We start from the raw sequence: 22,571 nt of genomic DNA, 5'->3' as shown, positions 1-22,571 counted from the left end.
TCAACATCCGGTCGAGCCTCCCCTGCCGGATCAGAAGCTGATACCGATGCTCGCCGTCACCGCCCGTCCCAGGATCGGCCGCCCTTGGAAGATCGGCGTCCGCTGCCCCTGGATCGTGTCCGTCCGCGGATTGCCTTCCTGAAGGCCGCTCGAATTGTTGAGGTTCGACACGACCAGCAGCAAGTCGATATTGCTCGCCAGACCGACCGAAAGCCCCGCGTCGATCGTCGTATAGGCCGGCAGCAGCGCCACATTGGCGAGATCGGCATAACGATCGCCCACATGCGTTACCGAGGCATAGAGTTTCAGGCTCCGGAGCAGGCTCTCCGAATTATGGGTGAGCAGCTCATAATAAGGCCGGACGTTCAGCATGAATTTGGGATTGCGGATGATCTGGTTTCCGCTGGGATCATTGGTGATCCCCACGCCCTGCGGCACCCCGTCATAATGGGGATCCTGATAGACGCCCCTCAGGTCAAAGCCGAGGCCCACCGGCCGGAGCTTATAGTTCAACTCCCACTCGATGCCCGTTCCCTTGGTGTCGATCGCGAAGGCGGTCGCATCGGTCTGCCCCGCCACGGTGAGCGCGAAGACGGCGGGAGTAAAGCTATTGTAGAAGCCGACGACGAAGGCGTTGAAATCGCCGAAGGACGTATCGAAGCGCGCCTTCACGCCCGCTTCGGCCTGCTTGATCTTGGATATCTGAAATTCGCCGTCGAAGCGGCTATTGTCATAGGCGTCGCGCATCGAGGGCAAGGCCTCGCTGCTCGTATAGCGCCCGAAAATCGCGAATTGCTTGCTCAGCTCATAATTGATGCCGATCGTCCAGGCGAAGGCGTCCAGTTCCTCATCGACCGGAGTGAAGGTCCCGTTCGGGAACATGCCGATGTCGAACAATGTGCGGGGATTGCCGTCCAGGTCGCGTTGCGACTTGTTGCCGACAAGTCCCTCATATTCGTTGATCTGATAACGCGCGCCGGCATCGATCCGCAGCGCATCGCTTATCTGCCAGTTGTCCGACACGTAGAAGGCGTTCTGCGTCATCGCCATCGTCGCATCCTTGGGCAGGAAGGTCGGATTGATGACGCCGCCACGGGTGAGCTGCGTACCCGCTATCTCGTTGCCGGCGGCATCGAGCGCGATCACGTCGAGCGCGCTTGGCCGCGATTTCACGCCATGGAGGAAGTTGTTCCAGATCCAGGTCTGATCGAAATCGAGATGATCATAATAATAGCCGATGACGATGTCATGGCCGCTGATGGTCTTGTTGATCTGGAAGTCGTTGATGAATTCGCGGATCTTCGAGTCGATGAACAGCCAGCCGCTTTCCTGGATCAGGCCATTGCCGTTGAGCGCATTGATCTGATCCGGCCCGATGAGCGTCTGCCCGGAATTGACGAAGCGGAGCGCCAGCGATTGCACCGTGGGATCCACCGCCCGCGCCCTGGCCAGCTGGCCGGCCAGGAAATTATTGGCATTTTGCGGATCGAACACGGAGAAGATCGAGCTTAGCTGAAGCGTCCCGTCGCCGATCCTGGCCCGATCCTTCAGGCTCCAGCCGTCGCCCAGATCCTTGTTAAATTCCAGATCGAAGGTCGCATATTTGGGGTGGCTGCCATCCTGCAGATCGGCCTGGATCGATCCGCGCTCGCTCACCAGCGTGAAGTTGCGGAAGTCGTTCGACACCATCGTGCCATAATGGGGATTGATGCCCGGCAATCCGGAAACCGACCCGTCGGCATTCCGCGCGAGCGGGATGGGAAGATAGAAGATGTTCCGGTCGTTCAGATATTTGGCGCGCAGCGTCAGATCCCAGTCATCGTCCGTATAGGTCAGGCTGCCACGGATCTGCCCGCCTTCATTCGCCTTGAAGCCAGGATTGCGGACGCCATTGTCGACACGATAAAAGCCTCCGACCGCGAAGGTCATATTTTCGGCCAACGGGCCGGAGGCAGTGAAATCACCCCGGCGCAGCCCATAATCGCCGATGGTGATTTTCCCCGATCCCTGAAATTCCTTCGTTCCCCCCTTGGTGATGACGTTGATCGCGCCGCCCGGCGCGCTGGAATAGAAGATGGAGGCGGGGCCGCCGCGCACGACCTCGACATTGGTTGTCATGTCGTCGATGCGCGAGAGGACGTCCGGATTGGTGAAGGGCACATCGCCATCGCCGATCACCGGCAGGCCATCTTCCAGAAGCGGATTGAAACGATAGCCGGCGGGAATGGGAATGCCCCGGGCGAACACATTGCCGCCGCTGACGCCGCCCGATCCTTCCGCCCAGAAACCAGGCACATCCTCCAACAGGCCGGTAATGCTGATCGGGGACTTTTCCTCGATATAGGTCGCATCCATCGTCGAGATGGCGTAGGATGTCTCGAATTTCGTGATGTCGACCGATCCCACGCGGCCCGTGACGATGATTTCATCGAGCGCAGAAGTGCCATTTCCCGGCGCCTGACCGTTTTCGGCCGGCCGCGGCTGCTGCACTTGCTGAGCATATGCCGTAGAGGAAAGTGAAACCGTCAGCGCGCCCACGCAGACGGTACAGAACAATAGTTCGTTCACCTTTATCATTTCCACCCTCTCCTTCATTATTATTTTTCGCTTTCCGGGGGATGATGCGTCGGGTGGGCGCACCAGCCGTTCCGGGAAGCCGCAGCGTCGCTTTTTCGGATCGCTGCATGCCGGGATTTGCCGACATGTAAGGATGCCTATCCCGCTGCCCGCATAATGTCAACGTTGACATTTTTAGCTGCCCCAATATTGTTCGCTGCAATGCGGCAAGTTCCGGAATATTCCGATGAAATGGAAGCGACCCAGCCTTGTAAGAGGCACCATATTCTTGCCCAGGGCATCCCATCGGGAGAATATCAGCCCAAGTTCCGATCGGGCCGATTACCCAGGCATGGAGACTCGCGACGGCATGGCGCCCCTATGCGCGATGCGCGCCGAGCGGGTTGGACTGGCCTTCGCCGATCCGCTACAAGATCTACCGAATGATAGAGGCCAGGCGTGGTAAATATCAAGGACGTGGCGGCGGAAGTCGGCGTATCCGCAAAGACGGTATCGCGCGTCGTAAATGGCGAGAGTGCGGTCAAGCCGCAGACCAGGAAACGCATCGAGGAGGCGATAGAGAAGCTCGGCTATGTCCCGAACCAGGCCGCGCGCCTCGTCAGGACCAACCGCTCGCGCGTCCTCGGCATATTGACCGATTTCGTCTCGACGACGCCCTATTCGGTCGAGATCATCCGCGGCATTCAGGACAGGATCGCCGAAACGGATCATAGCCTGCTGATCGCCAATACGGCGGGCGATCCGGCGATGGAAAGGCGGATCTGGCAGACGTTTCGCGAGCACAGGATCGACGGCGTATTTTACGCCACCATGTATCATCGGCATGTCGCGTTCGATTTCGATCATCCGCCGCTGCCGATGATCTTGGTGAATTGCTCCTCGCCCGATCATCCCGAGCTGCCGTCCGTCGTGCCCGACGATTATGAGGGCGGATATGAGGCCGCGCGCTATGCGATCGAGCAGGGCCACCGCGCCATCGCCTATATCACGCTCAATCCCCTCATCCTCGCCGCGGAGCTGCGCGATGCCGCATTCCGGGCGGCGCTGTCCGATCATCATGTCCCGCCGCAGGAAAAATGGATCCGCCCGGGCATAGTCGGGGAAATCGGCAAGGAGGAAGTGGTGGCCTTCGCCGAGGCGCTCGCCCTTCTGGGCGGAAAGGCAAAAAAGAAGCCGACGGCGATCGTCTGCGGGAATGACGAGATCGCCTTGCAGGTGCTTTGCGCCGCGCTGTCGCTGGGGCTCCGCATCCCACAGGATGTCGCCATCATCGGCTATGACGATTTTCATGTCATATCGATGCTGGTCGAGCCCAAGCTCACCACCGTGGCGCTGCCTTATTATGAGATGGGCCGGCGGGCGGGCGACAATATGATGGCGGTGCTGTCCGGCGCCGACATGATATCCCGGGTCGAGAAGATCCCCTGCCCGCTGGTGAAGCGCGCTTCGGCCTGAAGGTGCCGGCCGGCGGCGCGCGCCCCTTATTCTTTCGTCAGGCGCTGCACGACGGCCTCATTCCCTTGGCCCCTGGCCACGGACATGGCCGAGCGGCCCGACGCATCGAGGATAGCGGGATCGGCACCGGCGGCGATCAGCATGTCGATCTGGCTCGTGCGGCCGAACAGCGCCGCCATCATCAGCGCGGTCTGGCCGGCCTTGTTGCGCGCATTGACGTCGCAGCCGGCCTTGAGCAGCCGCGCCGCGATCGCGTCATGCCCCTTGAAGGCAACGCCCATCTGCGCGCTATTGCCCTGGTCGCGGTCCGGCAGGCAGGGATCGGCCTTGGCCGCGATCAGCGCCTCGACCGTATCGAGATGGTCATTATAGGCCGCCAGGATCAGCGGGGTGAAGCCCCGCGCATCATATGCGTTCACGTCCGCGCCGACCTGCACGAGCGAAGCGATCAGATCGGTGCGGCCGAGCCGTGCGGCCTCGAACAACAGTTGCTGGCGCCGCTCGGGCGTCGGAAGCGCATCCGGCACAGGTGCGGGGGCGGCCGCCAGAAAGGCGGCGATCAGCGATGCGAACATTGGTCTCGGTTCCTGTGAGAATAGGAAGGCCCCGGTCCAGGGCAGGGTCTGGACCGGGGCCAGATCAGCGCCAAAGGCTCAGCGCGCCGCCATCTGCTCGGGATTGGCCGCCTTATATTCGGCCACCGCCCGATCGACTTCGGCCATCGGAACATTCACCGCCTTGGCGAGACGCGTGCCGAAATCCCGGTCGGCCTGGCTGAAATAGCTCAGCATGATCGTCTTGGTGCGCTGGGACGTCACCACGCCCAAGTCGCCCGCGAGATTCTTGATCAGGTCCGCTTTGTCCGCCGCCGAAAGCGAGCGGTAGAAAATGCCCGCCTGCTCGAAATTATTGGTCTTCGAAATCGGCTTGGCATCGACCATGCCCGCCACTTCATAGCTGGACTGGCGATAGGCCTGCGCGGTCGCCTTCTCCGCCGTCCGGGCGGGGAAATAATTGACGTCGGCCGTGCGCCCGCCCGCGTTCAGCTGGCCGTCTTGATTATTGTTCACCACCGCCACGCGCGGCCGGTTGACCGGTAGCGACTGGGCATTGGCGCCGATGCGATAGCGTTGTGTATCGGCATAGCTGAACAGCCGCCCCTGCAACATGCGATCGGGCGACGCTTCGATCCCCGGCACCATGTTGGACGGCGCGAAGGCGGACTGCTCGGTCCATTCGAAGAAATTATCCGGCACCTTGTTCAGCACCATCTCGCCGATCTTGCGGAACGGCACGTCCAGCCACTCCTTGGTGTCGTCGAACGGATTATAGTTCAGCCTGGCGAATTCGGACGCCTTCATCGTCTGGATCATCAGATCCCATTTGGGGAAATTGCCCTTGCCGATCTCCGAATAAAGATCGTCGGTCAGATAGTTGAACGGCGCTGTCGCCGCCTGCGCGCCGTTCAGATTTTTGACGCCCTGACGGCTGATCCAGCGGAATTTGGCGAAGATGATCTCGCCATCCTTGTTGACCAGCCGGAAGGCATGGACGCCATTGCCGTCCATCGTCCGATAGGAAGCGGGCGTGCCGAGATTGGAATAGACATGCGCCAGCATGTTGGTCGCTTCGGGCGTCGCCGAGAAGAAGTCGAAGAAGCGGTTGGGATCCTGCCTGTTGGTGACCGGCGAGGGCTTCAGTGAATGGATCATGTCCGGAAACTGGATCGCATCGCGGATGAAGAAGATCGGCAGATTATTGCCGACCAGATCCCAATTGCCTTCGTCCGTGTAGAATTTCGTCGCGAAGCCGTGCGGATCGCGCATGCCCTCGGGGCTGCCCGAAGGATGGATCACGGTGGAGAAGCGAACGAACACGGGCGTCTGCTTGCCCGGCACGAACAGCGAGGCACGCGTGAACTCGCTGATGTCGGCGGTCGCGGTGAACATGCCCTGCGCGCCCGTGCCACGGGCGTGGACGACGCGCTCGGGCACGCGCTCGCGATCGAAGCGGGCGAGCTTCTCGATCAGATGGCTATCCTCGAGGAGCACGGGCCCCATATCGCCCGTCGTCTTGGAATTGCGATTCTCGCCGATCGGCGCGCCATTGTCGCGCGTGAATTGCGGCGCGGCACTCTGCGCCTGCGCCGCCTGAAGCGTCGGCGCCAATGCGCTCGCGGCGATCAGCGCCGGCATGACCATGTTTCTCGAGAAAAGGCTGTTCACAAACATAAAGACTCCCCGTTCTGCGCGCCATCCCGATGCGGAGACGCAAGTGACTGCGCCGGCAGACGGGTCGTCCGGCGCGACGGGGGATGCTTTGCGGCGCGCGGCGCGCTCAGCCAAACGAGCTTTCTGGATCACTGAGAATGGCTGTCTCGATCATCGCAACATGACGTTGCATCCGGCACCGCGGAATGCCGGCACCGCTCGCGGGATGTGAACGCTTATCGCGTCGAATGTCCCGCGCATGTCACAAGATCGAGACTATGTGAGGACATCTTCTGGATAGCGGGGCAGGTGCCGACACCTGCCTTCCATTCAATCGACAGCATAATTGTACAAGATGATGGCCATATCTGCGGGCACAGTCCAGAAAGCATCAGCAGCTGTGAGGAAGGAAGTTGCAGAAATGCCGATCAGCACCCTCGCTACCCAGAGGCCGTGACTTTGTCGCGGCCAGGATGATGGGCCCCTGGCGGAGCGATTTCTCCCTGACCCGTCAAGCAGCCCCCATATTCCCGCCGGATCTCGGCAGGGCATAGACATGACTGCCGCATATTCTTTCAGGCCGGAAGAGCGGCCGACTTTCCCCGGCTCGCCATTCACGCCGATGCATTCCGGGCGGCGGCGGCTGGGCTATGTGGCGGTGGCACTGCTCGTCGGCATCGCCTCAACGCTGGGCAACGGTCTTGTCAGCGTCAATGTCGTCAACCTGTCGGGCGCCCTCGGCACCTATGCCGCCGAGACGAGCTGGTTGCCCGCCATCTACGTCGCGACCAACGCAAGCGCCAATCTGATGCTCGTCAAGGCGCGAGCCCAATTCGGCATTCCGGCGATAACGCATGGGCTGCTGATCGCCTATGCGCTGGCCGGGCTGTGGCAATTCGCCTTCCCCGGTTTCGCCTCGGCGGTGCTGATCCGCGCGATCTGCGGCATGACGGCGGCAGCGCTCACCACGCTCACCATCTACAATCTCATGCAGGCCTTTCCGGTCAAGCTGCGGCCCCTGGCGCTGGTCTTCGGCATCGGCATTCCGCAGCTCGGCATGCCGCTCGCGCGCCTGTTCCCGGTCGAGATGCTGGCGCTCGGCAACTGGCAAGGCCTGCACCTGATCGAGCTCGGCCTGGCGCTGGTCGTGCTTGCGGCCATTTCCGCCCATCCGCTGCCGCCAAGCGAGCGGAGCAAGGCGTTCGAGCCGCTCGATTTCGTCACCTTCGGCCTGATCCTGCCGGCGATGACGCTCCTTTGCGGCGTGCTCGGCCAGGGACGGCTATTATGGTGGACCGACACACCCTGGCTGGGCTGGGCGCTGGCGGCGGCCGTGCCGCTGTTCGCCGCCGCGATCCTGATCGAATATGGCCGAAGCCGCCCGTTGCTCCAGCTCGACTGGATAGGCAGCCTGGATATAATGCGCTTCGCCGCCGTCGCGATGATGGTGCGCATGGCACTTGCCGAGCAGACCTATGGCGCGGTCGGCCTGCTGACGTCCGGCGGGCTCACCAACGATCAGCTCCATAGACTTTTCATAATCGTCGCCGGCGCGATGGTGCTGGGCACCGTTACGGCTGCCATGACCCTGTCGGAGCGGCGATTGCCTTATCAGGTGATGGCCGCCGCCCTCATCATCGCGCTCGGCGCCTGGCTCGATACCGATGCGACCAACATCACGCGTCCCGCCCAGCTCTACTGGAGCCAGGCGCTGATCGCCTTCGGCTCGACGCTCTTCCTCGGCCCCGCGCTGCTCTACGGATTCCTGCGGATGGTCCGGCGCGGCGCCGACCATCTTGTCAGCTTCATCGTGCTGTTCAGCGTCACGCAGAATGTCGGCGGCCTCGCCGGCTCGGCCCTGCTCGGGACTTACCAGGTCGCTTCCGCCCGGGCGCATGCGGGTGCGCTGTCGGAGCATCTCCTTGCCGCGGATCCGCTGGTTGCCGCGCGCATCCAGGGCGGTGCCGCGACGATCGCCGCCGTCATTGCCGATCCGGCCCGGCAGAGCGCCCAGGGCGCGGCGCTGCTCGCGCAGGCAATGACGCGCGAGGCCAATATCCTCGCCTATAACGACGTCTTTCAGCTGGTGGCGGCGCTGGCGCTGCTGACCGCCCTTTATGTCGGCTATCGCATCCTCATCTACGCGGCCCGCCGCCGGCGCCAGGCCCTGGCGGAGACATAATCATGACCAATGCGCCGAAACCGGCCGTAGCCGAAGCTCCGGTGGAGCCGCCTCCCGCGCCCACGCCGGGCTGGCGCCCGGAACGCAAGGGCAAGCTCGCGATCTTCCTGATCGTCCTGCTCGCGATCGCCGCGGTCCTCGCCATCCTGGCGGCCTGGCGACTGCCGCCGTTCAGAGGCTCGATCGAGCCGACCGAGAACGCCTATGTCCGGGGCCGTACGACAGTGATCGCGCCGCAGGTGAGCGGCTATGTCGTGGCCGTCCTCGTCACGGATTATAAACATGTCCGCGCAGGGCAGGTTCTGGCGCGCATCGACGATCGGATCTATCGCGCCCGTGTCGCCCAGGCGCGCGCCAATCTCGACGCCCAGCTCGCAGCGCTCGCCAACAGCAGGCAGGCGCGTGCCGCGCGCGCCGCCGGCCTGGAAGGGCAGACCGCCGCGCTCGGCAGCGCCCGTGCGCAGCTTCTTCGCGCCCGTGCCGACATGGCCCGCGTCGATGATCTCGTCCGCGACGGATCGGTCTCGATCCGCGAGCGGGATCAGACGATGGCTGCGCTCCGCCAGGCCGAGGCGCAGGTCCGCCAGGCCGAAGCCTCGGGCGAGATCGCGCGGCAGGACATCCGCACCGTCGATGTCGGCCGCGGCGGGCTGGAGGCGCAGGTCGAGGCCGCGCGCGCCCAGCTCCGCCTGGCCGAGATCGATCTCGGCAACACGGTGATCCGCGCCCCCGAGCCCGGCCAGGTCGGCGAGATCGGCGTCCGCCTCGGCCAATATGTCACGCTCGGCACCCAGCTCCTGTCGCTCGTACCGCCCGAGCGCTGGGTCATCGCCAATTATAAGGAGGCGCAGACGGCGCGCATGGCACCGGGCCAGCGCGCCAGCTTTACCGTCGATGCGCTGGGCGGCGCACGGCTCACCGGCCGGGTCGAGCGGCTCTCGCCCGCGGCCGGATCGGAATTTGCGGTGCTGAAACCCGATAATGCCACGGGCAATTTCGTGAAGGTGCCGCAGCGCATCGGCGTCCGCATCGCGATCGATCCGAGCCAGGCGCTGGCTTCGCGGCTGAGGCCCGGCATGTCGGTCGAGGCCCATGTCGACACGGCGGCAGGATCGCGATGAAGCGGATCGTCCCATTCGTGACAATCGCCGCACTCGCCGGCTGTGCCGGGCCCCGGCCCGAACCGCCCGCCGCCGCAGCCGTGCAGCCGCCGCCGGCATGGCGCAACGCTCTCGACGGAGAGGCCATCGTGGCGCACGGTTGGTGGCGGGGTTTCGGCGATCCGGTGTTGACCCGGATCGTCGAGACGGCGCTCGCCAACAATATGGATATCGCCATCGCCGCCTCCCGGGTGGAGGAGGCGCGCGCCCAGTTCCGGTTCGCCGAGGGGCAACGCCTGCCCAGCCTCGTCGCCGCCGCCGCTGGCAGCGAGCAGCGCTCGGTCAATGCCTTCGGCATCGGTACGAACCAGACGGTGGGTCAGGCGCAGCTCTCCGCTGCCTATGATCTCGACCTGTTCGGCCGCCTCTCCAGCGTAAGCGCGGCCGCCCGCGCCTCACTGCTGGCGACCGAAGCGGCGCGCGACACCATCCGTCTCGCTATCGCCTCCTCTGCCGCGAGCGGCTACATCCTTTTGCGTTCCCTCGACGCCCGCCTCGTTCTCCTTCGCGACACATTGGCGGCACGCGCGGAGTCGCTTCATATCGCCCGTCGCCGCGCCGAGGCGGGCTATTCCACACGGCTTGAGCTGCAACAGGCCGAAGCCGAATATCACGCCACCGAACAGCTCATTCCCTCCGTCGAACTGGCGATCAGCCGGCAGGAAGACGGCCTCCGCCTGCTTCTCGGCGAGAGTCCCGGCGCCATCGAACGCGGCACCGCCTTTGCTATGCTCAGGCCGCTTCCCGTCCCCTCCGCCCTGCCCTCGGCCATGCTCCGCCGTCGTCCGGATATCGCCCAGGCCGAACAGCAGCTCGTCGCCGCCGATCGCTCGCTCGATGCCGCCCGTGCCGCGTTCATGCCCGGTATCCAGCTCACCGCATCGGGCGGCTATGTCGCCTCCACGCTCCTCTCCGATCCGATCGGCATCTTCTCGCTCGGCGGCAGCATATTGGCTCCGCTGTTCCAAGGCGGGCGTCTCCATGCCCAGGCCGATGCGGCGTCGGCGCGGCGCGATCAGGCGGCCATCGCCTATCGCCGCGCGGCGCTGACCGCCTTTCGCGAAGTCGAGGATGCGCTCGCTGCAGTCCGCCGTACCGCCGAGCAGGAACATGCGCTGGCCGCCCAGCGCGAGGCGCTCGCGGGTGCGCTCCGACTCGCGACCAACCGCTACCAGGCCGGCTATTCTCCCTATCTCGACCAGCTCGACGCCCAGCGCGGCCTGCTCGCCGCCGAGCTCGCGCTCGTCCAGTCCCGCGCCGATCGGCTGACCGCGCTGATATCGCTCTACCAGAGCCTCGGCGGCGGATGGGATGCGGCTCCGACGCACGGCGCGCCGGGATGAACGTCGCCAGCGCTGAGCAGACATTGCGCAATCATGATATTGGTTGAACGAATTTGATCTTTTATAGGCCCGCATATCGACGGGAATAAATGCCCGTGCCATGACTCTCTTCGGGCTCGTAATCTCTCGGCCCGGTCGTCGAGGACGGCCGGCGTCAAAGGAAGTGTGTCCGGTACAGTTTTGCACGGAATGATGGCTCATGCCGGCAGATGGAATCAGGGCAAATCGTCAGTCGGGAATGATGCGCGTCCCGACCGTCCGGACATTTTCGCATCAACGCTTCGCGAAACCGACATAGCGATCACCCGGCTGCGCCGCGCGGACCATGGTCATGGTATGATGACGGCTTATGATTTCGAAGACTCGTTCCTGCTGACCGTCCAGCTCATGGCCTTCGAGTTCGGGCTCTGGCGGACAGGTCGGCCGCAGCCCGACTGCTCCTTTTCGGCGCATCGATGAGCCGGCGCAACCCGAATATCACATCCGAAATGGTGCACGCGCCTGTCGCGCGAACCATCATCGCGGGCAGATCCAAACATACCGAAATCACCGCGACCTATCTTCACCAGACCAGGCCCGGCCATGGGCTCACCCATCCGACGATGCTCGACGATGCCTTCATCGCGATCCTGGCATTCGAACCCTGCGGCGGGTCGAGGCAGCTTTGGGCCGATGGTCGCCTTGTGCCCAGCGTGCCCTTCAAGACCGGATCGACCTGCATCTTCGACCTTGGCCAACGCTGGGTCAGCGAGATTTGCGATCCGTTTCGAAACATGCATTTTTATGTGCCGCGCGGCGCCCTCGACGGCTTGGCCGAGATGCTCGATGGGCCGCGCGTCGGCGGACTCCTGCTGGCGCCCAGGGACAAGCGGCAAGATCCATTCCTCCTCAACCTGGGGCATGTCCTGATCTCTGCAATGGATCGTGGCGCGGAGCCGAGCCGCTTGTTTCTCGACCATATCGGCAAGGCCATATTGGTGCATCTGGCCACCGGCTATGGCAGCCTCGTCACCCGGGGAGCCTCCCCGGGCGGGCTCGCGCCATGGCAGTTGCGGCGCGTCATCGACTATATGACCGCCAATCTCGCCGGCGACTTCGGAGTAGCCGAGCTCGCGCAACTGACCGGCTTGTCGGTCGGCCATTTCACGCGTGCCTTCCGGTCCAGCACCGGCCTTCCTCCTCATCGCTGGCTCATGGCGCGCCGCGTGGACAAGGCGCGCGATCTGCTGCTCAACACTGAGCTCACCCTTGCCGAGGTGGCCTCGGCCTGCGGCTTCGTCGACCAGAGCCATTTTACCCGCCTGTTTTCGTCGACAATGGGCGCACCGCCCGGGGAATGGCGAAGAGAGCGGCGTAGCTGATCGGCGCTTCGGCGACAGCCGTCACACATTATCCTCGCGCACGAGAATCAGCGTTGCCGCGACAATGACGATAGCTGCGAGCAGCAGGAATGGGCCAAGGTCGGTTTTCACGACGAGGAGCGCGCCAAAAGCGCCGCGCCGCAGAGCATCGAGGCGACTGCGGCGACGCGACATCCTCAATTCGCATTCCCGCCTCCGCCAAAGGGCGAGTCCGCGGCGATGCCGGTGACGGTCAGCGTCAGCACGGTCGTCGTGAGATCCGGCACCTTGAGCTGGCGGATCATAGCGTTGCGGCTGCCCATGGCGACGGCCGCCCATGAGGACGTCGTCGAACGATAGTCGTAATCCAAGGCACAGATTGCCGCGATCAAGAGCAGACCCGCTTCCAACGCCGCCATGACAAGCAGCCAATGCCGGATGAGCAGTGATTGGATGGAACTTATGCTTTTGGAACGAATGCGACCCTCAGCTTCCGGCCGACGACGCTAGACGCGTTGCCGGGCAGCCCTGTCGTGCGCCGCTGCGAACCAGGGTGTCATCCGCGCGATCGCATCCTCCACCCGGTCGGTGGAGACTGCGAAGCTCAGGCGCATGAAGCGGTGCCCCTCGATCGGATCGAAGTCGACGCCGGGCGCCGTCGCGACGCCGGTTTCCTCGAGCAGCCGCGTACAAAAGGCGATGCTGTCGTCGGTCAGATGGCCGATATCGGCATAGATGTAGAAGGCGCCATCGGGCGGGGCGATCCGCGTCAGGCCGAGCGCCGGCAGCCGTCCGAGCAGCAAATCGCGATTGTGCCGATAGGTTGCGACATGGCCTTCGAGTTCGTCGCGGCAGTCGAAGGCGGCGAGACCGGCATGCTGGCTGAGCGAGGGCGGGGTCAGGAACAGATTGCCCATGCGCGCGCGGGCCGCGTCGATCAGGTCGGGCGGCACCACCAGCCAGCCGAGCCGCCAGCCGGCCATGCTGAAATATTTGGAGAAGCTGTTGACCACCAGCGCCTCAGGCTCGTCCTCCAGGATCGAATGGGCCGGGCCGACATAGCTCAGGCCATGGTAGATCTCGTCGGAAATGATGCGGATGCCGCGCGCCCGGCAGATGGCGACGATGGCCCGCATCTCCTCGGCCGGGATGATCGTGCCAGTCGGGTTGGCGGGGCTCGCGACGATCACGCCCTGCGGCGCCGGATCGAGCGCCGCGATGGCAGCAGCGGAAATCTGGAAGCGGTCGGCGGCTCCGCACGGAATTTCCACCGGCTCCATGTGAAGCGCCTTGAGCGTGTTGCGGTAGGCGACATAGCCGGGCCGCGCCAGCGCCACGCGCGCATGCGGCGCGAAGGCGCAACTCAGCGCGAGCACGAAGGCGGGCGAGGCGCCGCAGGTGAGGATCAGCTGCTCGGGCTCGATCGCCACGCCGTAGCTGTCGCGATAGTGATGGGCGATCCGCTGCTTCAGGGCAGCACTTTCCCAATAGCCCATGCCGTCGCTGTCGAGCACGCGATGCGCAAGCTCGATCGCCGCGCGCGGCGCGCCGGTCGAGGGTTGGCCGAACTCCATATGAATGACGGAGCGCCCTTCGGCGGACAGGCGATGCGCGAGCCGGCTGATCGCGATGGCGTGGAAGGGATCAATCCTGGCTGTCATCCCATTCCGCTCCTGCATCCATTTGCCCGGCGCCCCCAGAGGCGCAGCCTTGAATCAAAGGGCGTGTCACCTCGTCAAGCCTTGTCCACCTGGCCAGCATGTCGCTCATTGCACAAGCGGACGACCGCTTATGCGCAACAGGCAGATGCCGAGAGACAGACATGAATGAAGAGAGTGGAGGCCCGAGCCGGAATCGAACCGGCGTGCAAGGATTTGCAGTCCTCTGCGTAACCACTCCGCCATCGGGCCGGAGGTGCCGCGCTTTGCGCAAGGTGGCGGCGGATGTCAACCTCCGCGGTATCCGCAAGCGCGGTTCAATTCGCGGCGAAGCTGCCCTAAGGGAGTGACGCCGCGCCGGCTCCCCTCCCCATCCCGCCGGCGATCGGCCCTGACGGAAGAGAGAAAAATCGTCGATGCGCCCTGAAATCCTGCTCGTCGCAGACTCCTCGCCCTGGCTCGATCAGGGCCTGACCGAAGGCTATGAAGTCCATCGCCTCTCCGAAGCAGACCAGCCCGAGGCGCTTCTCGCCGAGATCGCACCACGCATCCGCGCGCTCGTCACCTCAGGCGCCAAGGGAGCGAGCAACGCGCTGATCGATGCCCTGCCCGCGCTCGGGCTCATCGCCGTCCATGGCGTCGGGCTCGACCGGATCGATCTCGCTCATGCCCGTGCGCGCGGCATCGCCGTCACCACCACGCCGGACGTGCTGACCGACGATGTCGCGGACATGGCGCTCGCGCTCGTGCTGGCGCTGTCCCGCCGGATCGCGGCCAATGACCGCCATGTGCGCGCCGGCCGGTGGGAGGCCGGCATGCCCGTTCCGCTCGGCCGCAGCGCGACTGGCCGCCGCTACGGCATCATCGGGCTGGGACAGATCGGCTCCGCCATCGCCAAGCGCCTGCGCCCGCTCGCAGGCGAGATCGCCTATCATAATCGCCGCCCCCTGCCGGCGAGTAACTATCATTATCATGACAGTGCGGTCGGATTGGCCGAAGCGGTCGATACGCTCATCCTCGCCGCCTCGAGCAAGGCGGGCGAGCCGCCGATCGTCGACCAGGCGGTGCTTGATGCACTCGGCCCGGATGGCCTGTTCGTCAACATCGCCCGCGGCGCCGCAGTGGACGAGGAGGCGCTCGTCGCGGCGCTGCGCGAGAGCCGCATCGCCGGTGCCGCGCTCGACGTCTTCGCCGACGAGCCCAGAATGACGCACGAGCTATGGAGCCTCGACACGGTCGTCCTCCAGCCGCACCAGGGCAGCGCCACACGGGAAACGCGCATCGCCATGGCCGATCTGCTGCTCGCCAATCTGGCCGCCTTCTTTGCGGGCGAGGCGCTCGTCACGCCTGTCTGATCCGGCGTCTGATCCGCTATCCTGACACCGGGTCGGGTCTCCGGAAGAAACCGACTCGGAACATGATCCACATCATGTCGCGCCCGTCCGATCCGCGCCATGTTCGCACGCCTCAAAAAAGCCTGCGAAGGAGAGAGATCATGAAGCCCCTTGAACTATTCGATCATCGCGCACGTCCCGCGCGCGAGGGCCGGGGCCGACTGCGCCGCTGGTCTGGAATCGCCTTTATTTCGGCACTGGCGCCCATGCTGGCGGGCATCGGTTCGGTCGCGACGGCGCAAGAGCCCGTGGCGATCACCGTGGTCGACGTGCAGACGGTGGCGCTCGGCTATCGGACGAGCGAGCTGATCGGCCGGCCAGTCAGCAATGGCCGCGAGACGATCGGGCGGATCGATGATCTTGTCATCGGGCGCGACAAGGTGCTGTTCGCAATCATCTCCGTCGGCGGCTTCCTCGGCCTCGGCGATCGCAAGGTAGCAATACCCTATTCGAGCCTTCAGGTGACGCCCGACTCGATCGTGTTTCCGGGCGCGACCGATGCCGCGCTCCGCAAGCTCCCCGAATTCCGCTATCGTTGATCCGACAGGAACGAGGCCTTGGCCGGCACGACCGGACAGGGCCTCGTTCCGGCGCTCATAATATGTGGGTCGCTGGCCGGCTCGGGGGCGCCTCCAGCGGCGGCTCCTGCTCCTGGCTGCGCAGGCGCAGCCGATAGGCCAGGCCGAGCAGCATGACGCCGGCCAACGTCGCCTGGAGGCCGATCAGCCAGGTGATCGTCAACAGGCCGAGCGGCGGCGAAAGGAGGAGGATCAATCCGAGCAATATGGCGACCGCGCCGCCGGCGATCATCCATATCCGGCCATGCGTCTGCTTCAGGCGGATCGCCGCCGCGATCGTCAGCACACCCGTGATCAGCGCCCAGGCCGCCAGAATCAGGACGAAGGCGAACATCGTCAACAGCGGATAGAATATCGCGACCGCAGCCGCCGCCAGCGCAACGATTCCGTTCAGCAGCAGCAATCCCCAGCGCTCGCGCCGCCGTGCGCCGCGGACGGCCAGCATGATCGACAATATGCCGTCGACGGTGCAGTAGACGGCGAAGATCATCACCAGCGTCATCAGCGTGATCGACGGCCACAGCACTGCCAGAAGCCCCAGGACGATCGCGCTCGCCCCGCGCAGCGCGACCGCCCACCAATTGCGCGCGACAATCCGGTTGAGGCGCACCGGATCGATGAAGGTCGGATCGAAAAAGACCCTGAGTGACGGATCGGGTATCTGCTGCTCACCCTGGTCGCGGTCCCCGGGCCCGGTATCGGGCGCGCTGCCCGCCGCCGGAATCCGTCCCGGAGGCTCGCTTGTGGGAAAGGGTTGGCCGCCGCTCGTGCGGACGGTCCCATCCGGTTTATCCTTGCGGATCATGGCTTGGATCTCCTCGTTCGATCGGCCTCGAGGGCGCGATGACGATGCGGTTGTCGACATGATGACGCCGGGCAGGAGGCACGAACGCCGGGTTAGGACGGCGCCCGGGAATCCGCCTTCACGATCGTTAGTTTTTGTGGGCGGGCCGCACGGAAAGAGTGACAACCGGCCTCTTCCTCCCGGCTTCTCCCAGACCATATAAGAACCGAAACGATCGCGTCGCCAGAAGGAGCCCCGACGTCCAATGTATCAACGGATCGAGACGAGCGCCCGCTATTCCGGTGTCGCCAAGCTGCTCCACTGGCTGATCGCCGCGCTGATCCTGGCGAATATCCTGCTCGCCTGGCGCATGGAAGGCTCGCCCGGCGCCGTCCGCTATGCGATTTTCCAGCTTCACAAATCGATCGGCATCACCGTCCTGCTGCTGACGCTGATCCGCATCGGCTGGCGGCTGACGCATCGTCCGCCGCCGCTCTCCGCCCACCTCGCGCGATGGGAACGGACGCTGGCACACATCGTCCATCATGGCTTCTACCTGCTGATGCTGGGGCTGCCGCTCACCGGCTGGCTATTGGTCTCGACCAGCCCGACGCGGATCGCGACCTTGCTCTACGGCACCATCCCCTGGCCGCACATCCCCGTGCCCGCCGCCAGCGCCGCCTCGGCCAATGAACTGGCGGAATTCGGCCATGAAAGCCTCGCCTATCTCGCCTATCTGCTGATCGTCCTGCATGTGGCAGGGGCGCTGAAGCATCATATTATCGATCGCGACGGGGAACTCGGGCGGATGCTGCCGGGGCGTGCGACAGCGACGTTGCTGGACGCGAGGCTCGGCGCGATCGGGCTTATACTGCTCCTGATCGCGGGGCTGACGAGCAGCTATCCCTGGTTTGCGGCACGACAGGCGGCATCCGTCCAGGCCGCCCCTGCGCCTGCCGAGCCGGCCATGGCCAAGCCCCTCGCCCAGTCGGCGGCTTCGGTTCCCGCACCTCAACCCGAAACAATCCCGGCCCCCAAGACCGCCGCCGCCGAATCCACCGAAAAGCCGGCCGAACCCTCCGAATGGATCGTCGACAAAGCCGCCTCCTCGCTCGGCTTCCGCGCGAGCTGGAACGGCGCGGCGGTCGAGGGCGGGTTCGGCAAATGGGATGCGGACATCCGTTTCGATCCCGATGCGCTCGACCGATCCGCCGTCACCGTGCGGATCGACATGGGTTCGGTCACCGCGAGCGACGATAATGCGGCCGGCGCGCTGCCCGGAGGCGACTGGTTCGACAGCGCCGCCCATCCCCGGTCGCGCTTCACCGCGACCAAATTCCGCGCGCTGGGCGGGGACCGTTACGAGACACGGGGAATGCTCTCCATCCGCGACACCTCGCGCCCCCTCACCTTGCCCTTCACGCTCAGGATCGATGGGGACAAGGCGAAGATATCGGGCACGGCGACACTCAGCCGCACCGCCTTCGGCGTCGGCCAAGGCCAATGGACGGCGACGGACGAGGTCGCCGACGCGGTTTCCGTCACCGTTCAGCTCAGCGCGATCCGCAAGAAGTAGCGCGTCGTCCCCCGGAACCGCGCGGCAATCCCTGCCGTTTGTCGGGACAGCGGAGAAGGACGCGCTGATGGAAAAGAGGCTTTCCGCGCCCGAAGCCTATCGCTGGGCCGTGCAGTCCATAGGCAGCCATGTGATCGGCTGGGCGCTCGACCCCGCCGAGCGCGTGGCTCTGCTCGCGCGCTTTCCCCCGGCCTATCCCGATATCGTTGCCGATCATGTCACGCTCGCGGCCAATACAAGCGGGCACACGCCCCTTCCCGACGAGCAGGAAGGCGAGATCGTCGGCGAGAGCGACGATGGCGCGGGCGTGCAGACCATGATCGTCCGGATCGGCGGCATGACCGATCGGCCCGATGGTGGCACCTATCATATCACCTGGTCGCTCGATCTGGCGAAAGGCCGTCGCGCGATCCAGTGCAATGACGTGATTCGCGGGCTCGGCTGGAAAAGGCTGGACGAGCCCGTCCCCCTCTCGCTCCGCCCGGCCCGCTTCTCGCCCTGAACGGCAGCGTCAGGGCCGGCTATCCGGCCAGGCGCACATGCCGCGCCAGCCGCCATTGGACATAGGCGAAGGAGGCGAGGGCATAGAAGGCCAGCGCAGCCAGGCCCATGCCCCACTGGCCGAGCAAGGCGAAGGGCAGGAAAGCCCAGATCAGCCCGTCCGTCGAGGCAAACCAGGGCGAGCCGGGCCATTCCGTCAGCCGGGCGGCGATGCGCCGCTCCACCGTCAGCGCCGCCATGCCGGCCAATATCGCCGCCGTCACCAGCCACCAGCCCCATCCGCCCGCCGCCGCCACGGCCGAGGTGGACGCCATGAGCGCCAATGCCGCGGCGATGCGGCGGAGCTGCTCCAGCCTTTCGCCATGGCGCACCGCCGCCGCGCGGATCAGCGCCAGCCGCCCGGCGATCGACGCGACCGGCCCGGAAAGCAGCAGCAGGGTCAGCGCCAGCCCGCCCGAATGGACCGCCACCGGCACCGCGATCAGCGCCAGCAGCGCCGCCGCCGCCGCCAGCCAGAAGGGATCGAGCAGCCGGCGGAAGATCGGCCCCAGCGCCGGATCCTCGATCCAGGGGAAAAGGAAGCGCCCCGGCCAGTCGCGCGCCAGCCCCCGTGTTCCCGACAGCAGCCGCTTCTCAATCGCGCCGACGCCCGCCGAACCATGCGCGAAGATCGGCAGGCCCTCCGCCCCCTCCTCCTGCGCGGCGACCCGCGCGGCGCCTTCCTGCACCGCACGACGCAGCAGCGTGGAAAGCGGATCCCATTCGCCGAGCATCGCCGCCGTATCGCGCAGCCGCGTCCCGTCCAGCAGCGCGACGCCGCCCCAGCGCACCCTGCCGTCGATCCGCTCATAGGCGTCGCGCCCGCTGCCGTCGGCGACCGTCAGCAGCGCGGGCACCTGCGCCGCCGCCACCCGGTCGAGCGCCGCCTGATCCGCCATGCAGCCATCCGCGATCAGCAGCAGCCGCTCGTCGGGATGCACCCGATCGGCCGCGTCCGCGATGGTCGGCGCGAATTCGATCGCGATCCCGTCCCGCCGCAGCCGATCGAGCGCGAGCGCGAGCCCCGCCGGCAGCCGCTCGACGAGCAGGATCAGGTGACGCGCGCCCGCCCGCACCGCGCGACGCGCCTGATGCTCGACCACGGTGGCACCTGCCAGCGGCGCTGTCGCGCGCAGCGTTTCGCCATCCTCGGCCGGTTCATATGCGGCGATCAGCGCGGCGAGCGCCACATTTGCCTCCCTGTCATGAGATCAAGCGGATAGGCGCTGCGATGGACGATGCAAGGCCCTACGCATCCTCCCCTTCCGCCCGGCCGCAAAGATGATAAGCTCCGTCCATGGCAGCAGGGGCGCATTCGATCGAGCCCTGGCGCGACGAGCACGCGCCGGAGGAACAGGACGTCACGCAAAAGGTGGCGGACGATCCCGGCTATTATGATTTCGCCGATCGCGCGCCCGAGCCCGAACCCTCGCCGCTGGAGCGCCGGCTTCCCGCCGCGCTGTTTCTCGCCGCCGCCTTTCTTTGGATCGGGCTGGTCGCCTGGGGCGTGGCGGAGGCGGCCTCCGTCGCTTCGCTCAGCCCGCTGCGACTGATAAGCTGGATCGGGCTTGCGAGCGGCCCACTCGGCCTCCTCGCCTTGGGCTGGCTGATCGTCACGCGCAACGGCCGGGGCGAACTCAGCCGCTATGCGCGGGTAGCCCGCGCGATGCGCGCCGATTCGCAGAATCTGGCGCAGGCGTTGGTCATCCTCTCCCGCCGGATCGAGCAGAGCCGCGCTGCGCTCGAAAACGAGAGCAGCCGCTTCCTCGCGCTCGGCGACGAGACGGTCGCCCGTTTTGCGCGAATCGGCGAGGATCTGCGCGGCGAGACCGCCGCCTTTGTCCGTCATGCCGAGCTGCTGGAAGGCACAACCGCCGCCGCGCGCGCCGATCTCGGCATATTGCTCACCGATCTGCCCGAGGTCGATGCCCGCACCCGATCCATGGCGGATCTGCTCAAGGCATCGGGTGCCGGCGCCGAGGCCCGCGCCCAGGCGCTCGAAGCGCAGCTCGCCGCGCTCGTCACCGCTGCGCAGGCCGCCGAGGATCGCACCACCGACGCCGCCGAACGACTTGGCACGCATCTCGCCCGGATCGAGGGTGGCGGCGCTGCCGCCGGCCGCCGGCTGGAGGATGCCTCCGCCGACATGGCGCGCACTGTCGACAATGCGCTGCTCGGCGCCACCCAGGCTGTGGAGGAGACGCGTCGCGGCATCGCCGCGCAGAGCGCCGCGCTCTCCGCCATGGTCGAGCAGAGCCGCGCCGCGCTGGATCGCGCCGGCGCCGATTCGGCCGAAGCCCTGTCTCGCCGGCTGGACGAGATCGGCACGCGGATCGATGGTTTCGCTGCCAGCCTCGCCGCGCAGGACGCCGCCTCGCGCGCGCTGCTGGCGGCGCTGGATCAGGCGCTGTCCCGTGTCGAGCAGCGCTTCGAGTCGCTGGGCGATAGCGGCACCGAACGCACCGCCGATCTTGCCGAGGCGATTGTCGCGCTCACCGACCATGCCGAAAATATCGGCAGGGCGCTGGACGGCAGCGCCAGCACTGCCGAGACGCTGCTCGATCGGGTCGCCACGCTGCGCGCCACGATCGATGCCGGCGCGCGCGATCTGGAAAACAGCATTCCCGCCTCGCTCTCGCGCCTGCGTCTCCAGGCCGAACGCAGCCTTGAGGCCATCGCCGCCGCGGCGCCGCAGGCCGAAAGCCTCGCCACGCTCGCCGCCGCCGCCACCGACCGACTGGGCGAAGCCGACGCGCTGATCCAGCGCCAGACGCAGGCGGTCGATGCGCTGGGCGCCGGGGTCGAAGCCCGCCTGTCCACGCTGCGCGAACAGACCGAGGCGCTCCATGCCCTGCTCGACGAGACGGGCGCGGCGACGCAAGCGTTGGTCGATGGCGCGGGCGGCCAGCTCGTCGATGCGCTGCTGCGCGTCCGGGATGCGGCCGGCAAGGCATCCGACCATGCCCGCGAGGCGCTCGCCACCGCCATTCCCGGCGCCGCGCGGATGCTCGGCGATGCGGCCGGGCAGGCGATGGAACAGGCGCTCGCCGATCGCGCGCGCCAGCAGATGGGCGCGATCGCCGCCACCGCCGAACGGGCGGTCGACGCCGCCAACAAGGCGTCGGAGCGGCTGATGCGGCAGATGCTGACCATCGTCGACACCAGCGCCGCCGTCGAACAGCGCATCGCCGAGCATCGCGACGAGGCGGAGCGCGCCGATCAGCAGAATTTCTCGCGGACGGTGGCGCTCCTCATCGAGTCGCTCAATTCCACCGCGATCGATGTCGCCAAGATCCTGTCAAACGAGGTGACGGACAGCGCCTGGGCGGCCTATCTGCGCGGCGATCGCGGCGTCTTCACCCGCCGCGCCGTGCGCCTGCTCGATTCAGGCGAGGCACGGGAGATTGCGCGCCATTATGGCGAGGATGCCGAATTCCGCGAGCAAGTGAACCGTTACGTCCATGATTTCGAGGCGATGCTCCGCCGCATCCTCTCCACCCGCGACGGCTCGCCGCTCGCGGTCACGATGCTCTCGTCGGACATGGGCAAGCTCTATGTCGCGCTCGCCCAGGCGATCGAGCGGCTGCGGGTATAGGACCGGAAACCTAAAGCGCTTTCCACCCGACCGCGCTCAGCCTGAGCGCGGTGATTCAATCCAGGCAAAGGCAGGCCAGGCAAAGGCAGGATGGCGGGCTAGAGCGTTGAGCTTGAACTCGGAATCGGGCTGGGGATTCCCGGCGGGTTGAAAATATGATTCACCCTTTGCGGAGGTGG

At 65.8% G+C, this 22,571-nt stretch carries 18 protein-coding genes and 1 tRNA gene; 10 read left to right on the top strand and 9 right to left on the bottom strand.

Annotation, left to right across the window (positions count from 1 at the left end; translation table 11 throughout):
• Positions 1–30: 30 nt before the first annotated feature.
• Positions 31–2,577, bottom strand: coding sequence for a TonB-dependent siderophore receptor (locus CLG96_RS11535; RefSeq protein ID WP_165799630.1), 2,547 nt, complete (start codon positions 2,575–2,577; stop codon positions 31–33).
• Between the two features lie 438 nt (positions 2,578–3,015).
• On the opposite strand from CLG96_RS11535, the gene CLG96_RS11530 reads away from it, so the two are divergent.
• A complete protein-coding gene (locus CLG96_RS11530) occupies positions 3,016–4,032 on the top strand; it encodes a LacI family DNA-binding transcriptional regulator (protein WP_107968148.1) in 1,017 nt (338 codons plus the stop codon).
• Positions 4,033–4,058: 26 nt separating this feature from the next.
• On the opposite strand, the gene CLG96_RS11525 is transcribed toward CLG96_RS11530, so the two are convergent.
• Together CLG96_RS11525 and CLG96_RS11520 are read right to left on the bottom strand one after the other, a co-directional pair.
• Positions 4,059–4,607 carry an ankyrin repeat domain-containing protein gene (locus CLG96_RS11525; protein ID WP_107968147.1) on the bottom strand — a complete coding sequence of 183 codons (549 nt, stop codon included), beginning with the start codon at positions 4,605–4,607 and terminating at the stop codon, positions 4,059–4,061.
• 78 nt (positions 4,608–4,685) lie between these two features.
• Positions 4,686–6,227 carry a catalase gene (locus CLG96_RS11520; protein ID WP_243395751.1) on the bottom strand — a complete coding sequence of 514 codons (1,542 nt, stop codon included), beginning with the start codon at positions 6,225–6,227 and terminating at the stop codon, positions 4,686–4,688.
• Between the two features lie 571 nt (positions 6,228–6,798).
• Here CLG96_RS11520 and CLG96_RS11515 point away from each other — a divergent pair.
• From CLG96_RS11515 to CLG96_RS11495, 4 genes are all read left to right on the top strand, one after another.
• Positions 6,799–8,424, top strand: a complete 1,626-nt coding sequence (locus CLG96_RS11515; RefSeq protein WP_107968145.1) for an efflux MFS transporter permease — start codon at positions 6,799–6,801, stop codon at positions 8,422–8,424.
• 2 nt (positions 8,425–8,426) lie between these two features.
• Positions 8,427–9,545, top strand: a complete 1,119-nt coding sequence (locus CLG96_RS11510; protein ID WP_107968144.1) for an HlyD family secretion protein — start codon at positions 8,427–8,429, stop codon at positions 9,543–9,545.
• Positions 9,542–10,927, top strand: coding sequence for an efflux transporter outer membrane subunit (locus CLG96_RS11505; RefSeq protein WP_107968143.1), 1,386 nt, complete (start codon positions 9,542–9,544; stop codon positions 10,925–10,927). The genes CLG96_RS11510 and CLG96_RS11505 overlap by 4 nt, the downstream gene beginning before the upstream one ends.
• 455 nt (positions 10,928–11,382) lie before the next feature.
• The gene (locus tag CLG96_RS11495) at positions 11,383–12,288 is read left to right on the top strand and encodes an AraC family transcriptional regulator (protein ID WP_107968141.1); all 906 of its coding nucleotides are present in this window, start codon (positions 11,383–11,385) and stop codon (positions 12,286–12,288) included.
• A gap of 21 nt (positions 12,289–12,309) precedes the next feature.
• Here CLG96_RS11495 and CLG96_RS18780 read toward each other — a convergent pair whose 3' ends face one another.
• The 4 genes from CLG96_RS18780 to CLG96_RS11480 form a co-directional block, all read right to left on the bottom strand.
• Complete coding sequence (locus CLG96_RS18780) at positions 12,310–12,462, bottom strand: hypothetical protein (RefSeq protein ID WP_165799629.1); 153 nt, start codon at positions 12,460–12,462, stop codon at positions 12,310–12,312.
• Positions 12,463–12,464: 2 nt separating this feature from the next.
• Positions 12,465–12,707 (bottom strand): DUF1275 family protein, encoded by a 243-nt coding sequence (locus CLG96_RS11490; RefSeq protein WP_423828203.1) that lies wholly within the window; start codon positions 12,705–12,707, stop codon positions 12,465–12,467.
• A gap of 66 nt (positions 12,708–12,773) precedes the next feature.
• Positions 12,774–13,928, bottom strand: coding sequence for an aminotransferase class I/II-fold pyridoxal phosphate-dependent enzyme (locus CLG96_RS11485; RefSeq protein ID WP_107968682.1), 1,155 nt, complete (start codon positions 13,926–13,928; stop codon positions 12,774–12,776).
• A 175-nt stretch (positions 13,929–14,103) separates the two neighbouring features.
• Positions 14,104–14,177, bottom strand: a tRNA-Cys gene (locus tag CLG96_RS11480).
• A gap of 164 nt (positions 14,178–14,341) precedes the next feature.
• Between CLG96_RS11480 and CLG96_RS11475 the strand changes: the two genes are divergently transcribed.
• Both CLG96_RS11475 and CLG96_RS11470 read left to right on the top strand, forming a co-directional pair.
• Positions 14,342–15,280, top strand: coding sequence for a 2-hydroxyacid dehydrogenase (locus tag CLG96_RS11475; protein ID WP_107968139.1), 939 nt, complete (start codon positions 14,342–14,344; stop codon positions 15,278–15,280).
• Between the two features lie 140 nt (positions 15,281–15,420).
• Positions 15,421–15,858 carry a PRC-barrel domain-containing protein gene (locus tag CLG96_RS11470; protein WP_165799628.1) on the top strand — a complete coding sequence of 146 codons (438 nt, stop codon included), beginning with the start codon at positions 15,421–15,423 and terminating at the stop codon, positions 15,856–15,858.
• Between the two features lie 55 nt (positions 15,859–15,913).
• Here the strand turns inward: CLG96_RS11470 and CLG96_RS11465 are convergent, their stop codons facing one another.
• Entirely contained in the window at positions 15,914–16,702 is a 789-nt protein-coding gene (locus CLG96_RS11465) for an HdeD family acid-resistance protein (protein WP_165799627.1), read from the bottom strand.
• A 244-nt stretch (positions 16,703–16,946) separates the two neighbouring features.
• On the opposite strand from CLG96_RS11465, the gene CLG96_RS11460 reads away from it, so the two are divergent.
• Entirely contained in the window at positions 16,947–18,257 is a 1,311-nt protein-coding gene (locus CLG96_RS11460; protein ID WP_107968136.1) for a cytochrome b/b6 domain-containing protein, read from the top strand.
• Between the two features lie 67 nt (positions 18,258–18,324).
• Entirely contained in the window at positions 18,325–18,759 is a 435-nt protein-coding gene (locus CLG96_RS11455; RefSeq protein ID WP_243395750.1) for a hypothetical protein, read from the top strand.
• Positions 18,760–18,778: 19 nt separating this feature from the next.
• Here the strand turns inward: CLG96_RS11455 and CLG96_RS11450 are convergent, their stop codons facing one another.
• Complete coding sequence (locus tag CLG96_RS11450; protein ID WP_107968135.1) at positions 18,779–19,987, bottom strand: hypothetical protein; 1,209 nt, start codon at positions 19,985–19,987, stop codon at positions 18,779–18,781.
• Between the two features lie 107 nt (positions 19,988–20,094).
• Between CLG96_RS11450 and CLG96_RS11445 the strand changes: the two genes are divergently transcribed.
• Positions 20,095–22,392, top strand: coding sequence for a coiled-coil domain-containing protein (locus tag CLG96_RS11445; RefSeq protein ID WP_107968134.1), 2,298 nt, complete (start codon positions 20,095–20,097; stop codon positions 22,390–22,392).
• Positions 22,393–22,571 lie beyond the last annotated feature (179 nt).

The sequence above is a fragment of the Sphingomonas oleivorans genome (genome assembly GCF_003050615.1).
Taxonomy (GTDB): Bacteria; Pseudomonadota; Alphaproteobacteria; order Sphingomonadales; family Sphingomonadaceae; genus Sphingomonas_H; species Sphingomonas_H oleivorans.
The sequence above is the reverse complement of the archived record's forward strand: the minus strand, read 5'-3'. Positions and strand labels throughout refer to the sequence as shown.